Origin of the sequence: Mesorhizobium sp. M0011 (genome assembly GCF_040324155.1) — a bacterium.
Lineage (GTDB): Bacteria > Pseudomonadota > Alphaproteobacteria > Rhizobiales > Rhizobiaceae > Mesorhizobium.
Genome location: NZ_JAMYVQ010000029.1, coordinates 41,737 through 67,375, shown reverse-complemented (window position 1 = coordinate 67,375; position 25,639 = coordinate 41,737). Strand labels below are relative to the sequence as shown.

The 25,639-nt window shown below is 63.5% G+C and carries 18 protein-coding genes, 1 tRNA gene and 1 pseudogene; 11 read left to right on the top strand and 9 right to left on the bottom strand.

All coding sequences use genetic code 11. From position 1 onward, the window contains the following. Positions 1-24 precede the first annotated feature (24 nt). Genes NKK51_RS25780 through NKK51_RS25770 form a run of 3 tightly spaced genes read left to right on the top strand, consistent with a single transcriptional unit; the run spans position 25 to position 2,970 of the window. Positions 25-1,164, top strand: coding sequence for an ABC transporter ATP-binding protein (locus NKK51_RS25780; RefSeq protein ID WP_013530249.1), 1,140 nt, complete (start codon positions 25-27; stop codon positions 1,162-1,164). Between the two features lie 8 nt (positions 1,165-1,172). After that, positions 1,173-2,147, top strand: a complete 975-nt coding sequence (locus NKK51_RS25775; RefSeq protein WP_023809176.1) for an ABC transporter permease subunit — start codon at positions 1,173-1,175, stop codon at positions 2,145-2,147. Positions 2,148-2,151: 4 nt separating this feature from the next. Further along, positions 2,152-2,970, top strand: a complete 819-nt coding sequence (locus NKK51_RS25770) for an ABC transporter permease (protein WP_013530251.1) — start codon at positions 2,152-2,154, stop codon at positions 2,968-2,970. Between the two features lie 23 nt (positions 2,971-2,993). On the opposite strand, the gene NKK51_RS25765 is transcribed toward NKK51_RS25770, so the two are convergent. Then, entirely contained in the window at positions 2,994-4,847 is a 1,854-nt protein-coding gene (locus tag NKK51_RS25765) for an AsmA family protein (RefSeq protein WP_352555017.1), read from the bottom strand. 254 nt (positions 4,848-5,101) lie between these two features. Here NKK51_RS25765 and NKK51_RS25760 point away from each other — a divergent pair, with 254 nt between their 5' ends. Further along, the gene (locus NKK51_RS25760) at positions 5,102-7,060 is read left to right on the top strand and encodes an acetoacetate--CoA ligase (RefSeq protein WP_352555016.1); all 1,959 of its coding nucleotides are present in this window, start codon (positions 5,102-5,104) and stop codon (positions 7,058-7,060) included. 261 nt (positions 7,061-7,321) lie between these two features. Here the strand turns inward: NKK51_RS25760 and NKK51_RS25755 are convergent, their stop codons facing one another. Continuing rightward, complete coding sequence (locus NKK51_RS25755; RefSeq protein ID WP_352555015.1) at positions 7,322-11,101, bottom strand: PAS domain S-box protein; 3,780 nt, start codon at positions 11,099-11,101, stop codon at positions 7,322-7,324. Positions 11,102-11,348: 247 nt separating this feature from the next. Between NKK51_RS25755 and NKK51_RS25750 the strand changes: the two genes are divergently transcribed. Together NKK51_RS25750 and NKK51_RS25745 are read left to right on the top strand one after the other, a co-directional pair. Beyond that, the gene (locus NKK51_RS25750) at positions 11,349-11,807 is read left to right on the top strand and encodes a phasin (RefSeq protein WP_013530255.1); all 459 of its coding nucleotides are present in this window, start codon (positions 11,349-11,351) and stop codon (positions 11,805-11,807) included. Positions 11,808-12,166: 359 nt separating this feature from the next. Then, positions 12,167-12,243 (top strand) — tRNA-His (locus NKK51_RS25745). Between the two features lie 414 nt (positions 12,244-12,657). Here NKK51_RS25745 and NKK51_RS25740 read toward each other — a convergent pair. Further along, positions 12,658-12,873 (bottom strand): annotated as a pseudogene (locus tag NKK51_RS25740) (L-2-hydroxyglutarate oxidase); the annotation flags it as partial. Positions 12,874-13,191: 318 nt separating this feature from the next. Between NKK51_RS25740 and NKK51_RS25735 the strand changes: the two are divergent. After that, on the top strand, positions 13,192-14,538 hold the full coding sequence (locus NKK51_RS25735) for an NAD(P)/FAD-dependent oxidoreductase (RefSeq protein ID WP_352555024.1): 1,347 nt from the start codon (positions 13,192-13,194) through the stop codon (positions 14,536-14,538). 57 nt (positions 14,539-14,595) lie between these two features. Here NKK51_RS25735 and NKK51_RS25730 read toward each other — a convergent pair whose 3' ends face one another. From NKK51_RS25730 to NKK51_RS25705, 6 genes are all read right to left on the bottom strand, one after another. Then, positions 14,596-15,864, bottom strand: a complete 1,269-nt coding sequence (locus tag NKK51_RS25730; protein WP_352555014.1) for a D-tagatose-bisphosphate aldolase, class II, non-catalytic subunit — start codon at positions 15,862-15,864, stop codon at positions 14,596-14,598. Beyond that, positions 15,864-16,850, bottom strand: a complete 987-nt coding sequence (locus NKK51_RS25725; RefSeq protein WP_352555023.1) for a tagatose kinase — start codon at positions 16,848-16,850, stop codon at positions 15,864-15,866. The genes NKK51_RS25730 and NKK51_RS25725 overlap by 1 nt, the downstream gene beginning before the upstream one ends. A 156-nt stretch (positions 16,851-17,006) precedes the next feature. Then, positions 17,007-17,636 (bottom strand): HAD family hydrolase, encoded by a 630-nt coding sequence (locus tag NKK51_RS25720; protein ID WP_352555013.1) that lies wholly within the window; start codon positions 17,634-17,636, stop codon positions 17,007-17,009. Then, entirely contained in the window at positions 17,636-19,156 is a 1,521-nt protein-coding gene (locus NKK51_RS25715; RefSeq protein WP_352555012.1) for an FGGY-family carbohydrate kinase, read from the bottom strand. Before NKK51_RS25715 ends, NKK51_RS25720 begins: the two co-directional genes overlap by 1 nt. Before the next feature lie 160 nt (positions 19,157-19,316). Continuing rightward, positions 19,317-20,117 carry a BtpA/SgcQ family protein gene (locus NKK51_RS25710; RefSeq protein WP_023809131.1) on the bottom strand — a complete coding sequence of 267 codons (801 nt, stop codon included), beginning with the start codon at positions 20,115-20,117 and terminating at the stop codon, positions 19,317-19,319. 39 nt (positions 20,118-20,156) lie between these two features. Beyond that, positions 20,157-21,017: a DeoR/GlpR family DNA-binding transcription regulator gene (locus NKK51_RS25705; RefSeq protein WP_352440770.1), complete on the bottom strand. Its 861-nt coding sequence runs from the start codon at positions 21,015-21,017 to the stop codon at positions 20,157-20,159. Between the two features lie 165 nt (positions 21,018-21,182). Here NKK51_RS25705 and NKK51_RS25700 point away from each other — a divergent pair, with 165 nt between their 5' ends. The 4 genes from NKK51_RS25700 to NKK51_RS25685 all read left to right on the top strand — a co-directional run bounded on the left by NKK51_RS25700 (position 21,183) and on the right by NKK51_RS25685 (position 25,546). Further along, a complete protein-coding gene (locus tag NKK51_RS25700) occupies positions 21,183-21,983 on the top strand; it encodes an SDR family NAD(P)-dependent oxidoreductase (protein WP_127292989.1) in 801 nt (266 codons plus the stop codon). Positions 21,984-22,158: 175 nt separating this feature from the next. Continuing rightward, positions 22,159-23,334, top strand: coding sequence for an ABC transporter ATP-binding protein (locus tag NKK51_RS25695; RefSeq protein WP_352440768.1), 1,176 nt, complete (start codon positions 22,159-22,161; stop codon positions 23,332-23,334). Then, positions 23,331-24,155, top strand: coding sequence for a carbohydrate ABC transporter permease (locus tag NKK51_RS25690; RefSeq protein WP_081734746.1), 825 nt, complete (start codon positions 23,331-23,333; stop codon positions 24,153-24,155). The genes NKK51_RS25695 and NKK51_RS25690 overlap by 4 nt, the downstream gene beginning before the upstream one ends. Before the next feature lie 95 nt (positions 24,156-24,250). Beyond that, positions 24,251-25,546 (top strand): extracellular solute-binding protein, encoded by a 1,296-nt coding sequence (locus tag NKK51_RS25685; RefSeq protein ID WP_352555011.1) that lies wholly within the window; start codon positions 24,251-24,253, stop codon positions 25,544-25,546. Positions 25,547-25,639: the final 93 nt, after the last annotated feature.

Genomic DNA, 25,639 nt, shown 5'->3' with positions numbered 1-25,639 from the left:
GCAAGAATCAGGACGGAGTGGGACATGAAATCGCTTGGCAGCATCCGCAGGGATTTTGCACCGTGGAACGACCCGAACGCCAAGCCGTACATCCAGTTCGACAACGTCACCAAGAAGTTCGGTGACTTCACCGCCGTCAACAATCTGTCTCTGACCATCTTCGAGCGCGAGTTCTTCGCGCTGCTCGGTGCTTCCGGTTGTGGAAAGTCGACGCTGCTCAGGATGCTCGCCGGCTTCGAGGAGCCGACAGCCGGCCGCATTCTGCTCGATGGCCAGGATCTGCGCGGCATCCCGCCCTACCGGCGGCCTGTCAACATGATGTTCCAGTCCTATGCGCTGTTCCCGCATATGACGGTCGAGAACAACATCGCCTTCGGCCTCAAGCAGGACGGCATGCCGAAGCCCGAGATCGCATCGCGCGTTGCCGAGATGCTGAAGCTGGTCAAACTCGAGCAGTTCGCCAAGCGCAAGCCGCACCAACTGTCCGGCGGCCAGCGCCAGCGCGTCGCGCTCGCCCGCTCGGTCGCCAAGCGGCCGAAGGTGTTGCTGCTCGACGAGCCGCTTGGCGCTCTCGACAAGAAGCTGCGTGAGGAGACGCAGTTCGAACTGATGGACCTGCAGCAGAACCTCGGCCTGACCTTCGTCGTCGTCACCCACGACCAGGAAGAGGCGATGACCATGGCCGATCGCATCGCCATCATCGACAAGGGCGAGGTGATGCAGGTGGCAACGCCGGCCGAAGTCTACGAGGCGCCGGGGTCCCGCTTCGTCGCCGGCTTCGTCGGCAATGTGAACATGTTCGAGGGCAAGATCGCGCGTGGCGAGGCCGGCAGCGCCAGCATCGATGCCGGCAACGGCATCACCATCCGCACCGACAATGCCGGCACCGCCGGCGCCGGGACGGCCGTCACCTTCGCCATCAGGCCCGAAAAGATCAAGGTGTCGTCGAAGAAACCGGCCGAGGCGGTCAACGCCATCGAGGGCGAGGTCTACGACATCGCCTATCTCGGCGACATGACCGTCTATCATGTCAGGCTGGACGACGGCCAGGTGGTGCGCGCCAGCACCATGAACGCGGCCCGCATCACCGAGGATCCGTTGAGCTGGAACGACCGCGCCTGGGTTTCCTTCCGGCCCGACGCCGGCGTCGTGCTGACGCGGTAGGGGCGACCATGTCGAGCGCCGCCGTCACCACCGCATCAGCCTCTCCGACGACCAATGCCGGCAAATCCATCCTCGCCAGGCTGGGTGCTGCCTTCGTTGGCCGACTGGTCATCATCATCCCTTATGTCTGGCTGCTGTTCTTCTTCCTCATTCCGTTCGTCATCGTCTTCAAGATCTCGCTGTCGCAGACGGCGATCGCCATTCCGCCCTATACGCCGGCGCTCGATTTCAGCGGCGGAGTTTCCGGGTTCCTCGCCCAGCTGAAACAACTCAGCCTCGACAACTACGCCTGGCTGACGCAGGACGCGCTCTACTTCAACGCCTATGTGACCAGCGTCATCATCGCCGCGGTCTCGACGGTCCTGACACTGCTCGTCGGCTATCCCATCGCCTACGGCATGGCGCGCGCGCCGGCGACGATCCGCCCAACCTTGCTGATGCTGGTGATCCTGCCGTTCTGGACCTCGTTCCTGATCCGCGTCTACGCCTGGATCGGCATTCTCAAGCCCGAAGGGCTGCTCAATCAGCTGCTGCTCGCCACCGGCGTCATCCACCAGCCGCTGATCATCCTCAACACCTATACGGCGATCTTCATCGGCATCGTCTATTCCTACCTGCCGTTCATGGTGCTGCCGCTCTATTCCGCGCTTGAGAAGATGGACTATTCGCTGATCGAGGCAGCCAAGGATCTCGGCTGTCCGCCGACCAGCGCGTTCTGGAAGATCACCTTCCCGCTATCGCTGCCCGGCGTCATCGCGGGCTGTCTGCTGGTGTTCATTCCGGCCGTCGGCGAGTTCGTCATTCCCGATCTGCTCGGCGGATCGCAGACGCTGATGATCGGCAAGACGTTGTGGAACGAGTTCTTCGCCAATCGCGACTGGCCGGTATCGTCGGCCGTCGCCGTCATCCTGCTGTTGCTGCTGATCGTGCCGATCATGCTCTTCCAGCGGGCCCAGGCGCGCGCTCAGGAAATGGACAGGTGACCTCATGAACGCCACCTGGAGCCGCTTCAACATCACCTCGATCGTGCTTGGATTTGCCTTTCTCTATCTGCCGATCGTGCTGCTCATCGTCTTCTCGTTCAACGAATCGAAACTGGTCACGGTCTGGGGCGGTTTCTCGACCAAATGGTACGTCTCGCTGTTCCACAACCAAGGCCTCATGGACGCGACCTGGGTGACGGCGCGTGTTGGCCTGATCTCGGCCACGGTTGCGACGGTGCTGGGCACCCTGGCGGCACTCACCTTGACCCGCTACACGCGCTTCAAGGGCAGGGTGCTATTCTCCGGCATGGTCTTTGCGCCGCTGGTCATGCCGGAAGTCATCACCGGCCTGTCGCTGCTGCTGCTCTTTGTCGCCGTCGGGCTCGACCGCGGCTTCCTCACCGTGACGCTCGCCCACATCACGCTGACCATGTGCTTCGTCGCCGTGGTCGTGCAGTCGCGCCTCATGACCTTCGACCGCTCGCTGGAAGAAGCCGCGATGGATCTTGGCGCAACGCCGGTGAAGACCTTCTTCCAGATCACATTGCCGGTTATCATGCCGGCGATCGTCTCCGGCTGGATGCTGGCTTTCACCCTTTCGCTCGACGATCTGGTCATCGCCAGCTTCACCTCCGGGCCGGGCGCGACGACGCTGCCGATGAAGATTTACAGCCAGGTTCGCCTCGGCGTGACGCCGGAAATCAACGCCGCCTGTACCATTCTGATCGCCGTCGTGGCGATTGGCGTCATCATCGCCTCGCTTGCCAACAAACGGCGTGAGGTGCAGCGCCAGCTCGACGAGCAGGCCGCGCAGCGCGGGTGAAAGATAGGAGGCGCGGTGGCGGCCTATTCCCCCGAAACGCCGCGGCTGATCGGGGAAATGAACGGCGTGCTCCATGTCCCGCCGACGAAGAACGACGACTGGTTGGGACCTTGCTGGCCGTTGGCCTGCGTTGCCGCCTGCTCAGGCTGAATGACGCCGCCGGACAAGGCCAGTCCGCGCCCGGCGTAGGACGCGATGCCGGATAGCCAGATCTTGTACTTCGCTGAATTGGCCTCGGCCTTGTCGATCCGCGCTACGCCCTTCGAAATGGTGGCCTTGATCTCAGCACCGTCGATCGGCAATGTTCCGTCAGAGACATCGTCGAGCGCGAAGAAGCCGCCCTGTTCGGTATGTTTGAGGAAGGCCGGCAGGTTGAGCTTGCTCAACGCACCCGGCCCGAACGTCGCCGAGACCGAGCCGTCGGCATTGTCGAAGATGGAATCCCAGGTTCTGCCCGGCCCCTTGAGGATCACCGAGACGGTGCCCGTGCCGACCGGCACCAGCCGCGTCATCCCTGCCGCCGTGCCGAAAGCACCGCCGTCGATGTCGGACGCCAGAAGGCGGATCTCGACCTGCGAGCCTTCCGGCTTGCGATCGAAGCGAAGGCTGGTCTGGATGTTGCCGCCGAAGGCCGAGGCATCGGAAATGTCGAAGACGGACAGACCATCCTTGACCTGGGCGGTGGCGGCGACGTCGGCGAGCTGGATAGGCCCCGCCGTGGCGTGGGCTGCCGACAGCCTCAGATCGAGATTGATCTTGTCGGCGAAACTTGTGTCGATTTCGCCGGGTCCCGCCCCTCCGGTCGGCACCAGCGGGGTGAAGGCCGACAGAAACGATCTGAGGTCGAGCGTGTCGAAGGCGAGCGTGCCGGAGATTACCGGTTGTGCTTCACCAAGCGAGAGGTCCAGTGCACCCATCCCCGGATTGTTGTCGAGCGCAATCGCCGTGTTGTCGAACTTGACGCGCCCGCCGGTCGCGGTGATCTTGCTCGAAATGCTGACCGAGCCGATCGCCGCGCCCGGAGCGATGCCGGCCTGCGACCATTCCAGGACGCGCCGCAGCGAGGGTGCCGAGAACTTCGCCTGACCGTCGAAATAGGTATTTTCAGACATGCTGGCCGTGCCGTCGAACGAGAAGGTGGCGGGTGCCGCCTTGAAGGACAGCGCCAGCGGCGCCGTGCCGCCGGCAAACAGCACAAGCGGTTTGGCCGAGGCGACGTCCAGCGCGACGCTTTCGCCCCGCCAGATCCCTGTTGCCGACAGCGTCGCATTGCTGTTCATCGCCGCCCAATTCGCCTGACCGTTCAAACTGCTCAGGATCTCGACGTCCTTGCCGCCGATGGAGGCGACCATTCGGCCGTCGCGAAACTCGACCGTGCCGAAGGTGTCGGTAGGCAGCTTGTCGAGGTCCGGCTTGGCGGGGTCGGCATTGACCACGCCGCGCGCCGTGTCGATGGAGCGCGTGATGCGCCCGCCGGTCGGGACAGCAGGCAGGAAAAGGCCGGCAGGCGTGCGCTGAACCCGGATCGTCGGCCGCACCAGCCGCGCCGTCGCAAACACCACGTCGCCGCGTAGCGCCGCCATGGCGGAAAGATCGATCTCGACCCGTTCTGCCTCGACCACCGGCGGCGCCTCGGTGTCGGTCCATTGCGAAAGCGTCACATCGGTCAGGATTGCGCGGAATGTCGGCCAGACCTCGATGCGCGGCGAACCGTCGATGGCGACCCGGAAGCCGCTCCACGCACTCATTTCCCAGGCGATGCGGTCGCGCACGATACGGGTGGAGGCGATCAGCGGCAGGGCGGCAACGACCAGCGCGACGACGATCACGGCAGCGCCGATCGCCCATATTCCGCGCCGGATCATAGATGATGGCATATGGCCCCGTATGCTTCCATTCCGACAAATCGCCCGACGGGTGTAACCCCAGTCGTCACCACGACTGCAGTCGTGACCACGACTTCCGGCCGTCACTACGACTTCAAGTTGTCACTACGACTTAGGGCTGAGGCATTTCAAGTCTTTATGGCCCGGCGATGGCATTTGCGCACATCTGGTCGCATCAGCCGAACAAAATCTTGCTCTGCTGCGCTGCGATATGCATAAGCGATGGCGACCGTGGAGGAACGATCATGGCTGCCGGACAACCGCTCTGGACCCCGACGCAAGACCAGATTGACGCAGCACCCTTGACCGCCTTCACCAGGGCCGCCGGAGTGAAAGCCGGCGTAGCTTTTTCCTCGTATTCGCAGCTTCATGCCTGGTCGGTCGATGACCGTGAAGGGTTCTGGAGCCTGGTCTGGGATTTCTGCGGCATCGTCGGCGACAAGGGCGATAACCTGCTCGTCGACGGCGACAAGATGCCCGGCGCTTCTTTCTTTCCCGATGCGACACTGAATTTCGCCGAGAATCTGCTGAAGAAGACCGACTCAGGCGACGCAATCGTGTTTCGCGGCGAAGACAAGGTCGAGCGCCGGCTGTCCTGGAACGAGTTGCACGCGCTGACCTCGCGGCTGCAGCAGCTTTTCCTGTCGCTCAAGGTGAAGAAGGGCGACCGCATTGCCGCCATGATGCCCAACATGCCGGAGACCGTCGCCGCCATGCTGGCCGCCGCCTCGATCGGTGCCGTGTGGTCGTCCTGCTCTCCCGATTTCGGCGAGCAGGGCGTGTTCGACAGGTTCGGCCAGATCGAGCCCGTCGTCTTCATCGCGCCGGATGGTTATTGGTACAATGGCAAGGCGATCGAAGTCGCCGGCAAGATCGCCGCGGTCGCGGCCAAGCTCGGCACTGTCCGCAAGATCCTGGTCGTCGACTATCTCGGCACATCGAGCGATGTCGCCGGGACAATCGACAAGGCGGTAGCGCTGGAAGAGGCGCTGTCGCCCTTCGCCGGCAAGCCTGTCACTTTCGAGCCGCTGCCGTTTTCGCATCCGCTCTACATCCTGTTTTCGTCGGGAACGACCGGCATTCCCAAATGCATCGTCCATTCGGCCGGCGGCACGCTGATCCAGCATGTCAAGGAACACCGGCTGCATGCCGGTCTCACCGATGGCGACCGCTTCTTCTACTTCACCACCTGCGGCTGGATGATGTGGAACTGGCTGGTGTCGGGGCTCGCTTCGGGTGCCACGCTGCTGCTCTATGACGGTTCGCCCTTCTATCCCGACGGCAATGTGCTGTTCGATTTCGCCGATGCCGAGAAGATGACCTTTTTCGGCACCTCGGCCAAGTTCATCGATTCCGTGCGCAAGGCTGGTCTCAAGCCGATCCGCACGCATGATCTGGCCACTGTGCGGGCAATCTCCTCCACCGGCTCGCCGCTGTCGCCGGAAGATTTCCGCTTCGTCTATGACGGCATCAAGAAGGACGTGCATCTGGCCTCGGTCTCCGGCGGCACCGACATCGTCTCCTGCTTCGTGCTCGGCGTGCCGACGCAGCCGGTCTGGACCGGCGAGATCCAGGGACCCGGCCTCGGCCTGGCAGTCGATGTCTGGGATGACGATGGCAGGCCGGTCCGACAGGAAAAGGGTGAGCTGGTCTGCGCAAAAGCCTTTCCGGCGATGCCGATCGGCTTCTGGAACGACCCCGACGGCAAGAAGTATCGGGCGGCCTATTTCGAGCGCTTCGACAATGTCTGGTATCATGGCGATTTCGCCGAATGGACCGAGCATGGCGGTCTCATCATCCATGGCCGCTCCGACGCCACGCTCAACCCGGGCGGGGTGAGGATCGGCACGGCGGAGATCTACAACCAGGTCGAGCAGATGCCTGAGATCCTGGAAGCACTGTGCATCGGACAGGACTTCGACAACGACGTGCGCGTCGTCCTGTTCGTGCGGCTAGCCGCCGGCGTGCAGTTCGACGAGGATCTGGAAAAACGCATACGGGCAAAAATCCGTAGCGGCGCGAGCCCGCGGCACGTGCCGGCAAGGATCGTCGCCGTCACCGACATCCCGCGCACCAAGTCGGGCAAGATCACCGAGCTTGCGGTGCGCGACATCGTGCATGGCCGCGCCATCAAGAACAAGGAAGCGCTCGCCAATCCAGAGGCGCTTGAGCTGTTCAAGAACCTGCCGCAACTGGCCGAGTAATTGGCAGCCGGCATGGTTAACGAAATATCTCGCTGGAATTTACCTAGATTTCATGAGTGGTACACATTCGTAAATTTTCCGGCGCCCCGGTAAGGAGTTGTTAAGGTCCGGCGTCGATAGTCGCACGTAACTTGAGGGAGAAATCCCGTTCCTCAGCCCCGAGGATCCGAATTCGCTCAAGCCCCCGTTGTGACAGCAATCCCATCTCTTAAGGCGTCCTTTGGGCGCCTTTTCTTTTTATCGGGACCGTAGAGGGCTGACCTATTCCGCGAGCACACGGGTCGACGGAAAAGCCACCTCGACCAGGGTGCCTTCGCCCGGTGTCGAATTGATGGTGAACCGGGCACGGTTGGCTTCCACCATCGCTTTGGTCAACGGCAGTCCAAGCCCGGTCCCGTCGCCGCGTCCGCGCTTCAGGGCGTTGATCTGCTTGAACGGCTTCAGCGCCTGCTCGATCTCGGCATGGCTCATGCCGATGCCGGTGTCGCGCACCCGCATGACGACGTCGCCCGACGTCTCATAGGCGGTCGAGACGATCACCTGGCCGCCGGCCTGGGTGTAGCGGATGGCATTCGACAGGATGTTGAGCGCGATCTGGCGCACGCTGCGCAGGTCCGCCACCACTTCCGGCAGCCGCGAAGCGAAGCTGGAGCGGATGATGACCCGTTCGCGGTTGGCCTGCGGCTGCATCATCGCCACCGTTTCGGCCAGCGTGTCGTTGAGCGACACCGCCTCATAGGCCATCTCCTGCTGGCCAGCCTCGATCTTGGAGATGTCGAGAAGGTCGTTGACCAGGTCGAGCACATGATTGCCCGAGCGGTTGATATCGCGCAGATAGTCGCGGTAGCGGTCGTTGGCGACAGGTCCGAATTTCTCGTCGACCATCAATTCCGAAAAACCGATGATGGCATTGAGCGGGGTGCGGATCTCGTGGCTGATGCGGGCCAGAAAATCGGTCTTCTGCGAGGACGCGCGCTCGGCCACCGCACGTGCCTGCGTCAAGTCCTCTTCGGCCCGCTTCCACTGCGTGATGTCGCGAACGACGGCGCAGAAGCCGCTGTCGTTGGGCAGCCGGCCGATGGTCATGAACAGCGGAATGAAGCGTCCTTGCGATTCGCGCCCGATCACCTCGCGGCCGTCGTTCATGACACTCGCCACGCCGGGCTCGGACAGCCCATTGAGATAGTCGCGTGCCGCGCGCTGGCTTTCGATCGCAAACAGCGAGGCGAACGGCTTGCCGGTCACATCGTCGCTGTCGAAGCCGAACAGTGCTTCGGCCGGCCGGCTGATCGATCGGATGGTGCCGTCACGGCCGATCAGCACGACGCCGTCGGTGGCGGTGTCGATAATGGTGCGCATCTCGGCGATGCGCGCCTTGAGCTCGGAAATATCCGGCTGCGTCTGCTCGTCGCCAACGACATGCAGGCTCGCCGGCGCATCATCCTCGCCGGAGCGTCGCACGACCAGCATCAGCGCCTTGCCGTCGCGCCAGGGAACCGAGCGCAAAATGGCCTCGATCGGGAATTCCTGTCCGTCACGTGTTTTCAACCGCAGCGCGCGATCGGTGCCGTCGGAAACGCCGTCATCGGCATAGGGGTCGGCAAACAACGCGCCGAGGCCGCCGGCATCCGCCAGATCGTCAAGCGCCTCGTAGCCGGTCAGGCTGAGGAATTCCTCATTCGCATAGTGCAACTGGTCCCCGGAATGGATGAGCAGCGGCACGGGCAGCTTGCCGAGCAGCGACGTGTCCGGAGCCTTGTGCTCATCTCCGGCGGAAAACGCCGACGGTACGAACCCTTCGGCCTTGAGCGGCGGCACCTGCAGGCGAGGGCGCTCGACGCGTATTTCCGCCGCGTCGCCGCCTGCATTGACGGTTTCCTCGGCAACCGCCTGCTCGTCGGGCGGCGCGGCTTCCTCGTCGGGCTGCGCCCAATCCTCACTGTCTTCGGCATCGCGAAAATCTGCTGACGTCATGCTGTCGTCATCGAGGCCATCATGTGTCGCGTCAGTGGCTTCAGGCTTTTCGCCGGGCGAAACGGCAGCGGTGTTCTCTGGTTCCGCCGCCACGGGGCCACGTTCGTCATCTTGGCCGGCATAGTCGAGCAACGAGCCCGTCACATTCATCCCAGGGGGGGCTTCACGAGCCGCTTCGTCCGCGTGACCGTCAAGCCGTACCAGATCCCGCTCGTCTTCGGCATCGACATCGGGTGGCTCGACCGGTTCGTTCTCTGGCCCTGACGCAGGGATGACGCCGCTGTGCATCGGGTCGTCGGACGGCTTGACCGGAGCCTCGGCCTCCGCTGTCGACGCCTCCGCAGTCTCAGCCTCAGGCGGCTCGACCGGAGCACTATCCTTCTTCAGCCGCTCGCCGATTTCGCGGAACGCGCTGCGTTCCAGGGTCGACAGACCCTTGTCATTGGCTGGCTGGCGGTGTTCGGCGAGCCGGATCACCTTGTCGGCAAAGCGCCGCTCCTGTTTCGGCACGATAGTCAACGCCGGCACCTCGCCCTTGAACGGATCCGATGCCTGCGTGTCCTCGGCCTTGGGCTCCTCAGCGTTCGGCTGTTCGGGTGCGGGTTGGATGGCTTGTGGTTCCGGCGTTGCCGGCGCCTGGCTATTGGGCACCAGCGCCATGCCGATGGCCTCCGGATCGACGACCGCGTCGCTGGCGCGGGCGACGCCGAAGCCGCGGAAACCCTCGAAGGCGCGGCTGCGGCCATAGACAGGCAGCGCCGCCAGGTCGACCGGTATCTTCAGGTCGGTGCCGACGACCGGCCACAGCACGGAGCGCCCCGACCAGGTATCGCGCCGTTCGAGAAGCCCCGATATCTCGCCGGAGGGGTCGAGGCCGAATGTAGCGGCGACATCCCTGAAGCGGCGGCCGATCACGTCGGCCGCCGGCTTGCCGACGATGTCGGCGAATTCCGGCGACAGCGCGCTGAACTTGCCTTCGGCATCGGTGCGCCAGACGAAACGCACCGGCGCCGCGGCGCGGTCCATCGCCGAGACGGTCGTCGGCGTGGCCGCGGAAGTGGACTGGATTTCCAGGGCCGCCGGTTCGGCCGGAGCTTCAGGTCCGGGCGCGGCGGGTCGCGGCGCCTGTTGCCCTCCGTCCTCGCCGGCGTTGAAGTACCAATGGTCGTGCTGCGCCGGCGTGCGCTCCAATGCCGGCTGATCGCTATTGGCCGCTGTCGGCGTCTGTACGGTCGCGTCGGCGATCGCATGCGGCCGCGATCCGGCGACGTCCTCGGTCGGCAACGCGGCGCCTGGTTCGTCGGTCGGTGTCTGGCGACCCTGTTCCGGCTGGGAAGCCGCATCGCCAGCAGGTGCCCCCTCGGCAATGGTTTGTGTAGGATGTTCGCCCGCGGGGGCGGTGTCGTCGAGCTGGTCCTCGTCGATCACCACCAGCAGATGCCGCTCCTCGGTTAATCTTGCCAGCCCAGCCGGATAGGAGGCCGTGCCGCCGGGGACAAGGCGCTTGACGATGCGGTCGCTCTCGGCTGCGACGTCGGCAACCAGTGCCGCCAGCGTCTCCGGCAGGATGCCAAGCGCCGAAAATCCCTCCGAGGCCGCCTCGACGTTGCCCCGGGCATCGACAAAGGCGATGAAATGACCATCCTCGGTGAAGCCGCTAATGGCGCGCGCGGCGATTTCGCCGGCACTGCGCGAGCCCGTCTGAGCCGCCGGCACTGCCAGCATGATAGCCTTTTCGGCGTCCGGCATGGTCACCGCACTGGCCAGGAAGCCGACGGCGCGGCTGGTCATTCCGGTCGCCAGCCGCACCATGATGGCGCGGTCACTGCCAATCTCGGGAAATCCGCTGGTCGCCATGATCTGGCGCCTGGCGATCACGGGCAACTGCGCCGAGGCGCCGATGATCGCCTCGATGTCGGGATAACCGAACATCGCGGCTCCTGGCCCGTTGGCCCAGATCACCTGCTCCAGATCCGCCGACAGGATCGCGATCGCGTCGCCTGCCGCAAAGCGCTGGCGGACCGCGTCGAGCACGGCGACATCGAGGAAGGAATATTCGGACGGCATGCGCTTGGCGGACCTCACGGAGCGGCGATTTTGCAGTTAACGCTTTGTTAATAAAAGCCGGAGGCGCGAAGGTCCACAAGCCAGAACGTGCAAAGGCTGGAATCTGGGCTCTTGGTTAACGGCCCAAAGAAATTTATGGTGCACTGCAACAAAGATATTGCAATGCACAAAATTTGCCTTTATATTGCCATCATACATGAACGAGACGGCTTTCTGTCAAAGCCGCTGCCGCTGAAAAGGATGGAAAATGTCCAGGACCAAGACCGCCGAGACGATCGAAAACGTTGAATTCCCGAGCTTCGACGCTTCCAAGGCCACCGACCAGATCCGCGCTTTCGCCGAAAAGGGCGTTGAGCAGTCGAAAGAGGCCTACGCCAAGCTGAAGACCGGCGCCGAGGAGACCCAGAAGGCTCTGGAGTCGACCTACGAGACCGCCAAGACCGTTTCCAACGACCTGTCGCTCAAGACCATCTCCGCTTTGCGTGCCAATGCCGAGGCCGGTTTTTCCCACCTCGAGGCCCTGATCGGCGCCAAGTCGCTGTCGGAAGTCGTCGAGCTGCAGACCGCCTTCCTGCGCAAGCGCGTCGAATCGACCGTCGAGCAGGCCAAGGACTTCCAGGCCGTTGCCTCCAAGGCGGCCGAGGACGTCTCCAAGCCGATCAAGACCGCCTTCGAGAAGGCGATGAAGGAAATCAAGGTTGCCTAACATTTGCGCATGATCGGAAGATGCAACAAAAGGTCGCATTTTCTTAAAAACGATCAGGTGTATGATGGCAGCCATCAAGGAATACCCGGTGAGTGGAACCTCCTCCCTCTGTTCCCCGGGGTGACCAGCCAGCACCTCCTCCCGCTGGCTCGTAACAGGAAAAGGCCGGCACCTCCTCCCGCCGGCCTTTTTCTTTGTCCGGCGCCTGGTCCTTCTTGCCAGGCAAATGCCGCGTCGATGTGGGGAAGTGACCTTTGCTTTCCAAAAGCCTTGAATTAGAATCCATAAGCCCGTAAGGACGCATCGCCGAACGACAGAGCGGGCGGATGAGTTTCTGTTTCGATCCGCTCGGGCAACGTGCCGTTGTAGCTCAGATGGTTAGAGCGCCGGATTGTGGATCCGGAGGTCGCTGGTTCGATCCCAGCCAACGGTACCATAAATAGTCAAGTAATTTCAAAGACTTAAAGATTTCTAGCTTAGCCAAGCTGGCTTGAGTGTCAGTGCATCCTGTGGACGTGTACCATAGGGAGCTCGTCGAGCTATGCCTATGACGGTCGAACCTGCCAACGACGTTGGCCGTCGTTTCGCTTGAGATCTTTGCGCAGCCAAAAATGCCGGCGTCCACAGGAGGCTAACGCTTGCGGAAACCGCAGGCCTGAGGCCGAGCGGCTATAGCCGGCAGGCCAAGTACCTTCTCGCCGGGAGGGGAATTGCTGGCCCGGTGGTGAGCGGATCTGGTTCTGACGCAAAAGCTGCGTTGCCCGCGGCCGGTGCCCCAATCCCTTTCTTGGCCAAGACGGATACTCCAGCGTTCAGCGGGCGTTGCGGCTCCATGCATACCGCCTCGTTTTCAGCAGCCCTGCATGAGGCGATCTCGAATCATCTCTGCAATCGGGATCGCCGAGGAGGCGGCGGGTGAAGGGGCGTTACAGACGTGCAGCATGCGGTCCGTTTGTGCGAACAGGAAATCATGGATGAGGGCACTGTCTTTGCGCACGGCTTGCGCGCGGATGCCTGCTTCGTGCGGGAGCAGGTCGGCGAGGCCGAGGCTCGGACAGTATTTCCGGCCAACAGCATCAGGCTGCAGCCGGGATATGTCTCAACCAGCCGCATGGCCGTCGCCAGGCCGACGATGCCGCCGCCGATAACGCAATAGTGGGGCACGCTTGCACAGTCGCCAGCCTTTGGCCGGCAGTTTCAAAACTCATTGTCCAGAGGGGCTTCCAGACCCGCGATCTGTCGCCGTCCTTGTCGGCAAGCAGTAGCTGACGATCAATCTCCTCGCGTGGTATCGACATTTCACGGCGGCCAGATATCGCTGCCCAGATCTCGCTGCCAGCGTGGGCTGGATGTCGCCGCAGCATACCAAGAAGGACGGTGCTCTTTGACAATCTTCCCCTTCACCGAGGCCACCTCGATCCAGTTCCAGCAGCCCCTGCCGAAGACTTCGGACGTCGTGATCATCGGCGGCGGGGTCATTGGCGTGAGCACGGCACTGTTCCTGGCGCGACGGAACGTCTCGGTGACGCTGCTGGAAAAGGGCCGCATCGCCGCCGAGCAATCCTCGCGCAATTGGGGCTGGATCCGGCAGCAGGGCCGCGATGCCGACGAACTGCCGATCGTCATCGAAGCGCAGCGCCTCTGGCGGCAACTGGCGCAGGAATGTGGCGAGGACATAGGACTGAAGCAGACGGGCGTTACCTATCTTGCGCGGACAGACAAGGAGATGGCCGGTTTCGCGAAGTTTCTCGAGATTGCCCAGGCTCATGGCGTCGACACGCGTCTCCTCGACCAAGGTGAGTTGGCAAGCCTGATCCCGGCCATGTCGCGACCGTTCAAAGGCGCAATGATCACCCCATCGGACATGCGGGCGGAACCTTGGGTCGCGGTGCCCGCGCTTGCTCGCCTGGCGGCCCGCGAAGGTGTGACGATCATCGAGAATTGCGCGGCACGTATGCTCGACATCTCCGCGGGACGCATCAGTGGCGTCTGGACCGAGAAAGGGCACATCGCGACCTCGAGCGTCGTCGTCGCCAGCGGCGCGTGGACGTCGCTCTTTCTGCGCGCCCACGGCATCTCAATTCCGCAGCTCAGCGTCAGGGCGACCGTCGCCGCGACAGCCCCGATGCCGGAGATCCACGCCGGTGCCGCCGCGGACGAACGCATCGCTTTCCGGCGCAGGCAGGATGGCGGGTATACGCTCGCATCGGGAGGCAGCAGCCAACTCTACATAGGGCCGGACGCATTTCGCCATGCGGGCAAATATTTCAGCGCCCTGATGGCCAATCCCTTCGGCACGCGCTACCTGCCGGCCGCGCCGCGAGGATACCCGGATGGCTGGTCGACGCCGCGCAGATGGAACGCGGATGAAGAAAGCCCTTTCGAACGGATGCGGGTCCTCAATCCCGCTCCCGAGACGTCGGCGCTCCGCACCATCGACCGCGGGTTCAGGGAGCTTTTCCCTCAGTTCACGACTGTACCGCTCAAGGCGAGCTGGGCGGGCATGATCGATGCGATGCCTGATGTCGTGCCCATCGTCGATCGCGCCGCTGCGATCCCGGGTCTCGTTATAGCGACCGGGATGAGCGGCCACGGCTTCGGCATAGGACCCGGAATGGGCCGCATCCTGTCCGATTTGATCCAGGGCAACGAGACCGGGCACAATCTCCACAGGTTCCGTCAATCCCGTTTCAGCGACGGCAGCCCGATACGATTGGGACCATCGCTGTAAGCGTTCCTGCCGCCCGCCAGCCCATCCGCTCTGGCCTTGAAGTGCCGGACGAGGATCTCAGGTGCCGCATGCCCGGGCGTAGGCCTCGATGCTCCGCCGGACGTGACCGATCGCGATATCCTCGACGTCGCAGGCGCGGCCAGCCCATGTGACTGCAGAAGGCAGGTGCTGGAGAAACAGCGTCACCGGCACCTTGCGGCCGTTCAACGTATCGAAGAGACGGTTACAGGCGGCACGGGCTTGCGGGATCGCCCAATAATATCGGATGCGATCGGAATAGGAGTAGTGGCGCAGCGTCCGCTTGTCGGCATCGCTTCCATGATAGTGGCTTGCCCAATTCTTGGGGGTGCCTTGCATCAGCTCTTCCATTGCGTGGTAAAGCGGCCGCTCGCCATAGTCAGGCACCAGGTCGGAAGCGATCAGGTCGAGCGCGTACAGCGCCTCGCGCAGCTTGAAGGTCAGCTCGGGTCCGACCTTGAGGACGGCGAAGCCGTCCTCGACGAGTTCACGCAACGGCCTCTCACCCTGATAGTCCGTCGAATGGGCTTCGAAAATGAGCGACGGCAATCTGTCGAGGGTTGCCGCCAGGTCGCGGGCCTTTGCCCGATCGTAGAAAATCACATTCTGGTTGCCGAACTCCACGCCCGGCTGCACCACAAGCCCGATGACGCGGGAAAATGCGCTTTCAAGCCCGGCTGTGTGGAATGCTTGAGCGTGAATGGCATGTGTCTGGCGAGCGGCCTCCGGACTGGTCGGGGTGATCGCATCCAATGTGTGATCGGCGCCACCGGGCGGCGGCACCTCCGTCCCGATGATGTAGACCGGGCTTGCCCCGCCGCTCTGCGCTGCCGCCTGCTCCGCGACGCCCGCCAGCCTGGCCGCGCGCCCGGCCACCGTGTGGTCGTCTAGCGTCGCCGGTTCACCCGCGCAGCCCATCGAAGCATCGAGGTGGATCTTGCGGAAGCCGGCGCGGACATAGGCATCGACCATCGTCCCGGCCTGCGCCATCGCCTCCTCGGCGGGCCGGTCTTTCCAGGGATTAGGGCCGAGATGATCCCCGCCAAGCACGATCAGCTCTTCCGGGCACTGCTCGACTGCCGCGAGCGCTTCCACCATCGCCGCGAAATCGGCCGGCGTCATGCCCGTATAACCACCCAGATGATTGACCTGATTACACGTCGCCTCGATCAGGACGGTGGTGCCGGTTTCCCGGCCATGGCGCAGTGCGGCTTTCAGCACCAGCGGGTGCGCCGAACACACCGAGGTCACCCCGATTTTCTTGCCTTCCCTGTGCAGGGCCGGCACATCTTCGATCGCCCCACGCATCAATTTCTTCTCGCCGTTCTTGCCATGAAATCTTCCAGCTCGGCCCGCGTGCCGGCTCCCTCCATGGGGCCGAGGCGTGTGACGTTGCGCGCCCCTGCCGCGTTGGCAAATTCGAGCGCCGTCTGCAGCGCCATGCCCAGCCGCCGGCATGCGACATAGGCTCCCCCGAAACAGTCGCCGGCGCCGGTGGGGTCCGTTTCCTCGACGATCAGGCCGGGACAATCGGTGCTGGCGCCCGTGCTCTGACGGGCTGACGCGCCATGTTCGCCGCGCTTCACGGCGATCTCCTTGACCCCTCGTCTGAACAGCGCCTCGATCGCGCGTTCCTCCCCGTCCATGCCGGCGGCCAGGAACAATTCATTGCCCGACGGCAGCAGCAGGTCCGCTTCGTCCACCAGGCCGGCGAATTTCTCCTCGGTCTGGCCGTGCGCCAGCAATTCCTTGCGCAGGTTCGGATCGAGCGACATCGTGCCGCCGCGTGCCTTGATCAGCGGGATCGCGCGTTCGGTGATCGCCCAGGCTGCGGGACTTGCGAACACCGTTCCCATGACATGGATATGCCCGCAACGCGCGATCAGCGCCTCGACCTGCGGGGTCCATTCCAGTCGAGCGGCGGCGGATTTGGCGATGTTGTAGACGAAATCGCGGCTTCCGTCCGTGCGGTAGCGAACAAAGGCGCTGCCCGTCGGATAATCCGGGGAAACAGCGATGGCGGAAGTGTCTACGCCGTCCCGCTTCAGGCGCTCCACGTTGACGACGCCGAAATCGTCGTCGCCGACCACGCCCACCATTGCGGCCGCTCCGCCCATACGTGCGCATTGATCGATGAAGATGGCGGGCGCGCCGCTCGGAAAGGGGCCAATGAGGTCGATAGGTTCCCGGAAGCCGGTGCCTGTCTGCCTCGCGACGATCTCTACCAGGATTTCTCCAATCGTCACGGTTGGCCCGAGCGAGTCCGCTGCAAGTGTTTGGGGGAGGTCGTTCATCAAGCGTCCATCCTGGTGTGGTGTCGTTTGCGGTTTCACGACGCCGAGGCGCAAGGGGGATTCCTACCGGTCGATGTGAATCGATCAGTTGCCATCACGCTACGATCCTGAATGCATGGTCAAGCGCACACCTGGAAGGTAACGACGCGCAAACCCTCAGCCTGGAAACAGATCCAGGATCGACGACAGACGGTTGGTGCTGAGATCGACGTCGCCGAGCAGGCCGCCGCTGGGGAGATAGCCAACCACGAACAGACCGGCGGCTCGTGCTGCCTTAGTGCCGGTGCGGCTGTCTTCCACGGCCACCACCGACTCTGGAGCTACGGCGAGCTGCCGGCAGGCCTCGCGATAGGGCGTGGGGTCGGGCTTGCCGGCCGACACGTCGTCGAGGCTGATTGTGAGACTCATATGATCGAGCACGCCGAGCGCATCGAGATTGGCATTGACGACTTGCCGGCCGGAATTCGAGACGCAGACCTGCGGGACGCCGCGGTCAGCCAGGGTCCGAATCGTCTCGACCGCCTCGGGGATTGGGACGGCGTTCGCCCGGTTCGCGACGTAGTGGGCATTGATAGCGGCGAGCCACTCCGCCTGGTCGAGCCCGACTGGGAGACGCGGACGCAGCATTGTCCAGACGTCGCCCATATGGATGCCGCGAAAGGCTTGGTCGGGCAGGTCGTCAAGATCGACGTTCCAGTTGCGGCAGCCGGCGAGGAGGGATTGATGATGCAACGGCTCGCTGTCGATCAGCGTTCCGTCGATGTCCCAGGCGACGGCGCGATACATCACGATGACGATCCCGCTCTGGTCGCGCCAGGAGCCGACAGGCGCGCATAAAGATCGCGATAGCGGCGATAGCCGTCGCGGTAGATGTCAGCCTTGCGCGGGTCGGGATCGAGCCGGTCGGCGAAGCTGACGAAACCGGAAACGCCCGACCAGTCGTCGGTTAGGCCGACGCCGATCGCCGCCGTCCAGGCAGCGCCGATGCAAGAGCCGGGGTGCCCGGTCAGGCGTTGGACCGGCTTTTGCAGGACATCCGCGACAATCTGCATCCAGACCTTGCTGCTTGAGCCGCCGTCGGAGGCGAGATAGCGCTCGGTCCGGTGGCCCATGTCGTTGAGCACCTCGACATGATGCGCGATGGCAAAGGCATAGGCCTCGAGCAAAGCGCGCCAGACATGGCCGATATCGTGCGACAGCGTCAGCCCATCGATCACGCCACGGGCCGCTGGATCATGGATCGGCGTCTTCTCGCCGAGGAAATAGGGCAGGATGATGAGGCCATCGGCACCGGCGGGACGCTCTGCCGCCAGCGCATCGAGCCGCTGGTGTACCGAAATACCCTCGGCCTGTGCCGCGACCATCTCGCCGCCGGCGAAATTGCGTACGAACCAGTTGAGGCCCGAGCCGCCGGTCGACATGCAGCCATTGGGCATGAACAGGCCCGGCACCAGATGGTAATCGAGATACATGCGCGGATCTGGCTTGATCTGATCGGTGGCGATCAGGATATCGACCGAGCCGCCGAATTTCAGGAGGACATCGCCTGCTTTGGCAACTCCGGCGCCGAGCGCGGAAGCGATCATGTCGGCCGCACCACCGACGACAGGTGTTCCCGCCATCAGGCCGGTCTCATCCGCGGCCTTCGCCGAGACGGAACCGAGGATCTCATGCGAGGCGATCTTTCGTGGCACGGCCGAGCGCGGTATGTGAGCGAGCGCCACCAGATCGTCGTCGATCCGGTGCGTCGAAACATCGACGAAGCCTGCCTCCAGCGCCCAGTTCTGCTCGACCGCACGTTCGCCGGTGAGGCGCCAGTTGATATAGTCATAGGAGCCGAAAACGGTGGCGATGCGGCTGAACACCTCCGGCTCGTGACGCTCTATCCAGCGCAGCTTTGCGGTGACGAGCTGTTGGTTGATGCCGTTGCCGGCCTTGGCGATGAAAGCCGCCTCATCGCATTCGGTCCGCAGTTCGGCCACTTCGGCGCCACAGCGGCCGTCGCTCTGCTGAATGCTTGGCCGCAGCACTTCGCCCTGGTCGTCCAGGAGAACGACCGCCGGCAGCATGCCGGTGGTGCCGACCGCCACGATCTCCTCGGCCTTGATGCCGCCGGTCCTGAGCAACTCCTGCACGATGTCGCGGACATTGATCCACCATTGCGCGGGATCTTCCTCGGCCCAGCCCGCATGCTCGGAATGCAGCGTGACGGGGCGCGAGGCGAGGCCCAGCACCTGATCGGGAAGCCGGATCAGAATGCCGATCGTCGAGGTGGTGCCGATATCGAGACCGAGAACGAACGCCATGTCGAATCCATTGAAATGCCGGGAAGGGCAGGCGGGCGAACCTGTCTGCCTCGTTGTGTCCCACTGCTCGATACCAGTCGATCATTCCGGACGCCGGCCCGCAACGATCGATATGATCACCGCGAGCCGGCGGTGGCCGGCATCGCCGTGGAAGCCGTCCTCAGCGCAAGGTGGCGACAACGTCCATGAAGCGCTTGACCCGATCGCCGTCGACGGCGTTCCAGGTATTGCCATCGATCTTGAAATGGGTGCCGATCACGACGCCGCTCGCCAGCGAAAGGACATCGCGGACATTGTCGATGTTCACGCCGGTGTTGGCGAAGACCGGCACGTCCTTGATCGTCTCGCAGACGCTGCGCAGGTGGGACTGGTCGGCCGGCTGGCCAGTGATCGGACCGGAAACGAGGATGGCGTCGGCCATCGACGAGAACACCGCGCTCTTGGCGCGCAATTCAATAGGACGCTGGTCGAGCGAGTGTGCGAACTCTGCATTGATGTTGAAGAGAAGCTTCATGTCGTCGCGGCCAAGATTGTGCCGCAGGCGCGAGGCGGCGGCGCAATCGGGCTCCCACAAGCCCATGTCGGAAGCGAACAGGCCGGTGAAGATCTCGCGCACGAAACGGGCTCCGGTGGCAGCCCCGATCGCGACGCTGGCGGTCGGATCCCAGAGATAATTGACGCCAAACGGCACTTTCAGTTCGGGCTTCACCGCCTGGACGATCGCAGTCATGGCGGCAATGCCTTCGGGCGGCGCCTTGAAGACATAGGGGCGGTCGTTCTCGTTGCCGAACATGATGGCATCGACGCCGCCGCTCTGCAGCTTGCGAATGTCGGAGAGCACGCCATCGATCAGCTTGTCGAGGCCGCCATCGGCATCATAGAGGGGCGTTCCCGGCAGGGCACCGATGTGGGCCATCGAGATGACAGCCTTCTTCTTGTCGCCGAAAAATTCAAATACCATCGAGTCGTCTCCTTGGGGATAAAGTGAGAATGTTGCGCCTCAGTCGCGCGTCAGTGGCGGCGCGATGCGCAGGTCGACCTTGGCCGCGGCGAGCGCCGCGGCGATCTTGGCCGGCGGCTCGGCATCGGTGATGAGGATATCGATGTCCGATAGTGGCGCTATCCGCACCAGCGACATGCGCAGGAATTTGGCGGAATCGCAGAGCACGATCTTGGTGCCTGAGCGTCTCAGATAGGCGCGCTTCATATCGGTATCATCGAAGGAATAGTCGAAAAGGCCGTCCGCCGTGATGCCGGAGACGCCGATCACGGCGACGTCGAACCACAGCGCCTCGAACTGGGCGATGGCCGCGGGTCCGCCGGTCGACATCTCGTCGGCTCGTACGCGGCCGCCGGCAACATAGACTTCGGGCATACCGCCGTTCAGCGCCGCCGCGATCCTGAGGCTGTTGGTGAACACCTTGGCGTGCGGAAGGTCCTTGAGGTGCTCGGCCATCAGATAGGTGGTGGTGCCGACATCCAATGCGATCGTGCGGTATCCCGAAACCAAGGCGGCCGCGGCGGCGGCAATCGCGGCCTTCGGGTCACGGCGCTGGCGCAAGCGCGAATCGAAACTCGGCTCCTCACTGTCCATGGCGACCAGCGGCGGGTTATCGGCCTCGATCGCGCCGCCATGGATTCGCACCAGCCTGCCCTCGCGTTCCAGTTCGACGAGATCGCGGCGGATCGTCATGTCGGAAACGGCGAGTTCGGCCGCTGCCGCGGCGACGGTGAGCGACCCCGTCCGGCGCAGGAAAGCGAGGATGCGGGCTTGTCGATCGTGCGCGAGAAGGCGCTGACGATCGGCATCACGCGGTGCGCCATGCGTGGACGATAGGGGAGAGGCGGTGTCGTCGGCCATCGATGTATCCGGTGGGTAAGCCGCTGACGAAGCGGTCTGCAACTTCAACTCTACCGCATGATCGAACATTTTCAAACAAAAATATGTTTGCAGCGTTCGAATTTATTGGTATGCATCTCGATATCAACAGATCGCATTCCGCCACCAAGCAGAGAGAATACGACCATGCCGGCTGTCTCCGTCATTCCTCCAGTGCTTGCCGAACTCGCGGGCAAGCGTGCCTTTGTGACGGGTGGCGGCGCGGGGATCGGTCGCGCGATCGCGACCGCCCTGACGCGGCAGGGTGTCGCCGTGGCGATCGGCGATCTGGATCCCGACGCGGCGCGCAAGGCGGCCGAGGAGATTGGCGGCGGTGCCGTCGCCGTCACGGTCGATGTTCGCCGTCGCGATTCCGTCGAGGCGGCCTTTGCCGCCGTACTGGAAGCGCTTGGCGGCTGCGACATCCTGATCGCCAATGCCGGCGTGTCCACCATGCAGCATGCGCTGGATCTGACCGACGAGGAGTGGGACTTCAACTTCTCGGTCAATGCGCGCGGGGTGTTCCTCGCAAATCAGATCGCTGGACGGCATTTTGTCAAGCAGGGCACGGGCTGCATCGTCAACACCGCCTCGCTTGCCGCGAAGGTCGGTGCGCCGCTCCTGGCGCATTATTCGGCGTCCAAGTTCGCCGTGCTCGGCTGGACGCAGGCCTTTGCCCGCGAGCTCGCGCCCAAAGGGATACGCGTCAATGCCGTCTGCCCGGGGTTCGTCAAGACCGGCATGCAATCGCGAGAAGTCGAGTGGGAGGCGCATCTGCGGCAAGTCACGCCCGAACGGGTGGTCGCCGACTATATCGCGCAGACGCCGCTCGGCCGGCTCGAGCTGCCGGAGGATGTCGCCGACGTCGTCGTCTTCCTCTGTTCGGATCAAGCCCGCTTCATGACTGGCCAGGGGGTCAACGTGACCGGCGGCGTCTACATGACCTGACGGCTTTTGGCGGCTGTAACCGGATCCTGATGCTGGCACGCGCCATCCAAAAAAAGTGAACACATATGATCAGAAGGCAGGCTTTCAATGTTATATTTTGTTCTCTAAGATGACCGTTCGCTCGACTCCGGCCTTCGGCGTTCAGCCGGGTCAGACGGGTTCATGAGGAAAGTCTATGGCGTCTATCGAGCTCGATCGCGTTTCCAAGCTCTACGGCAATGGCAATTACGGGGTGCATGAGGTCGATCTCACCATTCCTGACGGTGAATTCGTGATCTTTCTCGGCCCGTCGGGATGCGGCAAGTCGACGACGCTGCGGATGATTGCCGGCCTGGAGAGTATCTCTTCCGGCGATCTCCGCATCGGTGGCAAGAGCGTCGCCAATGTCGCGCCGCGCGACCGCAACGTCGCGGTGGTTTTCCAGAGCTACGCGCTCTATCCGCATATGTCGGTGCGGCAGAATATGGCCTTCGGGCTGAAGATGCGCGGCACCGACGCAGCGGTCATCGATGCCAAGATTGCGGACGCCGCTAACCTGCTCGGGCTGCAGAATCTTCTCGGCCGCAAGCCGGCAGCGCTTTCGGGCGGCCAGCGGCAGCGTGTCGCGCTCGGTCGGGCGATCGTTCGCGAACCGGCGGCCTTCCTGCTTGACGAGCCGCTGTCCAACCTCGATGCGCAGCTGCGTGCAGAGATGCGGCTCGAACTCGTCAAGCTGCACCGGCGCCTTGGCCGCACCATCGTCCATGTCACGCATGACCAGGTCGAGGCCATGACCATGGGCGATCGCATATGCATCATGCGCGATGGTCGCCTGGTCCAGGCCGGCCGGCCGCTTGAAGTCTATGCCGACCCGGTCAACACCTTCGTCGCGCGCTTCCTGGCGACGCCGCCGATGAACCTCATTCCGGCCACGCTTCAGCCCGCACCTGGCGAAGGGCTCTCCGTCGTGACCGACAGTGGTGCCGTGCTTACCGTCCCCGCCCGCCACCGCAACGCCTATGGCGAGCGTGTCGGGCGCCGCGTCATTCTGGGCGTTCGAGCCGAAGATTTCCACGAACGCGCCGACAAGCCGGACTGGCAGAAGATTGCCGTACGGGTCGTGGCCGTCGAGGCTCTCGGCGCCGAGAACGTCCTGATCGGCCAGATCGCGGGTCAGGCCACCGGCAAGGATCATGCCCACCCCGCCGGAGACGACAAGCCGTTGGAGATCGCCGCCCGCCTGAGCCGTTATTTCACGGCGCCCGTCGGCTCGATCGTCGAGCTCTACATCGACCCGCTGCCAATGCACCTGTTTGATCCCGAGACCGAACTGGTCATCGCGCGGCCGAGCCTCATGGGGGCCACTCGATGATGGACAGAAACGAACGGCCTGCCTTTCGCCGCCGCTTCGGCCTGCATTTCGGGCTGATTGTCGTTTGCGCCATCGTGCTGCTGCCGCCGCTCTGGGTGCTGCGGACGAGCTTCGTGCCCGAGCAGCTATCCTACAGCAACGAGCTGATGCCGGCCTTTACGACGGACAATTATTCGGCGCTGCTGTCAGGTCGCTTCGGTCAGTCCTACCTCAACAGCCTGATCGTCGCGCTCGGCTCGGTTCTGCTCGCTTTGCCTTTCGCCGCCACCACCGGCTATGCCTTCGCCCGCTTCCGTACGGGCGGTCGTTGGGCGCGCTTTGCCGTTCTGGCGACGCAAATGCTGCCGCCCGTGGCGCTGGTGCTGCCGACCTTCACGCTGTTCCGAAGCCTGGAGCTCAGCAATTCGCTGACCGGGCTGATCATCGTTTATGCCGCGCTCAACCTGCCTTTCCTGACCTGGATCCTGATGGGCTTCTTCGAAGGCATTCCAGTCGATCTGGAGTGGGCGGCGATGACCGACGGCGCGACCGCCTGGGGCGCCTTCTGGCGCATTGTGCTGCCGGTGTCGATGCCCGGTATCGCGGCCGCCGGCGTGCTCGGCTTCATCCTGGCGTGGAATGAGTTTTTGTTTGCCCTGGTTTTGAGCGGGCCGAAGACGGCGACCATACCGGTTGCGCTCGCCGCGTTGCAGACCTCGAACGGCGTCCAGATCGCCAAGGTTTCTGCCGGCGTCGTGCTTGCCATCCTGCCGCTGGTCGTGGCTTCCCGCTTCATCCAGCGTTTCATCGTCCAGGGCTTGACGTTCGGCAGCGTGAAATAGGCCGGTCGCTCCGAGAGCCGACATGGCTCGCTAGCCGGTTATTAAATCGTGACGGGATCACCGCCGCGTCCAGAGGGAAAGAGGAGTAGAGAGTTATGACTTGGAACAAGCAGACCTTGATCAAAATGCTGATGACGGCCGTGAGCGGGGCAGCGGTTGTCAGCGCATCGCTTCCGGCCAGGGCGGCTGAGCCCATCACCTTGCACGCCTTGATGGAAGACGTGCCGGAAACCAAGATCATCGAAGCGCTGTTGCCCGAATTCGAGAAGCAGACCGGCATCAAGGTCGAGTTCGAGAAGATCGGCTATCCCGACATGCACGACAAGCTGGTGTCCCAGCTGACCGCGTCGCAGAGCTACTACAATGTGCTCGAGGTCGACTTCCTGTGGGCCGGCGAATTTCCGGCGGCCGGCTGGCTGGCCGACCTGAAACCCTTCGTCGAGAAATCCAAATACGATCTGAGCCCCTTCATTCCCTCGACGCTTGACCTGCTCGGCCGGACCAAGGACCAGCTGTTCCTGGTGCCCATGTACAACTACTCGATGGGCCTCCTCTACCGCACGGACCTGAGCGGCGACGAGAAGCTCAAGGCCGCCTACAAGACGGCAACCGGCAAGGAGCTCGCTTTGCCGACGACGCTCGAAGACTATGTGACGATTTCCAAATTCATGAAGGCCAATGCCGGCGTCGCCGGAGCCGCGATGCAGGGCCAGCGCGGCGATCCCAACAGCATGGAATTCTCCAATTACCTGTTCTCCGCCGGCGGCAGCTATCTCAATGCCGACGGCAAGGCGAGCCTCGACACGGCAGAGGCCAAGAAGGCGCTCGATCTCTATGTCGACAACATCCAGCACGGCGCCCAGCAGGGTGCCGTGTCGGCGACGCTCGATGACACCATGCGCCTGATGTGCAGCGGTTCGGCCTTCAGCATGGTCACCTATTGGTGGATGCTGCCGCAGATGGACGATGCCGTGAAGTGTCCGACGGTCGCCGGCAAGGTCGGCCTGTCGGTGATGCCGGGTGGCCACGGCGAAAGCGGCGGTTGGGGCTGGGGCATTCCCAAGAACACGTCGCCGGAAGAGCAGGAAGCCGCCTGGACCTTCATCCAGTGGGTGCAGAGCAAGGATGTTTCGGTGAAGCGCGCGCTCGAGGGCCACGCGCCCGTGCGCAGCGATGTCTATGCCGATGCGGCGGTGCTGGCGAAATATCCCTTCTACAAGACCGCCGAGGATGTGGTGGCGACCGGCAAGTCGTTCCCGATCTTCACCTATTCGGCGCAATACGAGGATCTGCTCGGTACCCAGCTCTCGCTGGCGGCTGGCGGCCAGGCGACATCGGACGCGGCGCTGAAGGCGGCTTCCGACGGCTTGCAGGGGCTCCTCGACAAATAGCGGTCCGGCTCGGCAAGGAGATCCGGCGCGGCGGTGTCAGCCGCGCCGGACTTGTCCAGACCCCGGATCTTGACGAGATCAGCAACGCCACCC

Coding starts and splice junctions, on each gene's coding strand:
- NKK51_RS25700 (WP_127292989.1), top strand. CDS start 21,183: ATGCCGGCTGTCTCCGTCATTCCTCCAGTGCTTGCCGAACTCGCGGGC.
- NKK51_RS25725 (WP_352555023.1), bottom strand. CDS start 16,850: ATGAACGACCTCCCCCAAACACTTGCAGCGGACTCGCTCGGGCCAACC.
- NKK51_RS25730 (WP_352555014.1), bottom strand. CDS start 15,864: ATGCGTGGGGCGATCGAAGATGTGCCGGCCCTGCACAGGGAAGGCAAG.
- NKK51_RS25685 (WP_352555011.1), top strand. CDS start 24,251: ATGACTTGGAACAAGCAGACCTTGATCAAAATGCTGATGACGGCCGTG.
- NKK51_RS25720 (WP_352555013.1), bottom strand. CDS start 17,636: ATGTATCGCGCCGTCGCCTGGGACATCGACGGAACGCTGATCGACAGC.
- NKK51_RS25710 (WP_023809131.1), bottom strand. CDS start 20,117: ATGGTATTTGAATTTTTCGGCGACAAGAAGAAGGCTGTCATCTCGATG.
- NKK51_RS25755 (WP_352555015.1), bottom strand. CDS start 11,101: ATGCCGTCCGAATATTCCTTCCTCGATGTCGCCGTGCTCGACGCGGTC.
- NKK51_RS25775 (WP_023809176.1), top strand. CDS start 1,173: ATGTCGAGCGCCGCCGTCACCACCGCATCAGCCTCTCCGACGACCAAT.
- NKK51_RS25750 (WP_013530255.1), top strand. CDS start 11,349: ATGTCCAGGACCAAGACCGCCGAGACGATCGAAAACGTTGAATTCCCG.
- NKK51_RS25770 (WP_013530251.1), top strand. CDS start 2,152: ATGAACGCCACCTGGAGCCGCTTCAACATCACCTCGATCGTGCTTGGA.
- NKK51_RS25705 (WP_352440770.1), bottom strand. CDS start 21,017: ATGGCCGACGACACCGCCTCTCCCCTATCGTCCACGCATGGCGCACCG.
- NKK51_RS25765 (WP_352555017.1), bottom strand. CDS start 4,847: ATGCCATCATCTATGATCCGGCGCGGAATATGGGCGATCGGCGCTGCC.
- NKK51_RS25715 (WP_352555012.1), bottom strand. CDS start 19,156: ATGGCGTTCGTTCTCGGTCTCGATATCGGCACCACCTCGACGATCGGC.
- NKK51_RS25780 (WP_013530249.1), top strand. CDS start 25: ATGAAATCGCTTGGCAGCATCCGCAGGGATTTTGCACCGTGGAACGAC.
- NKK51_RS25760 (WP_352555016.1), top strand. CDS start 5,102: ATGGCTGCCGGACAACCGCTCTGGACCCCGACGCAAGACCAGATTGAC.
- NKK51_RS25690 (WP_081734746.1), top strand. CDS start 23,331: ATGATGGACAGAAACGAACGGCCTGCCTTTCGCCGCCGCTTCGGCCTG.
- NKK51_RS25695 (WP_352440768.1), top strand. CDS start 22,159: ATGGCGTCTATCGAGCTCGATCGCGTTTCCAAGCTCTACGGCAATGGC.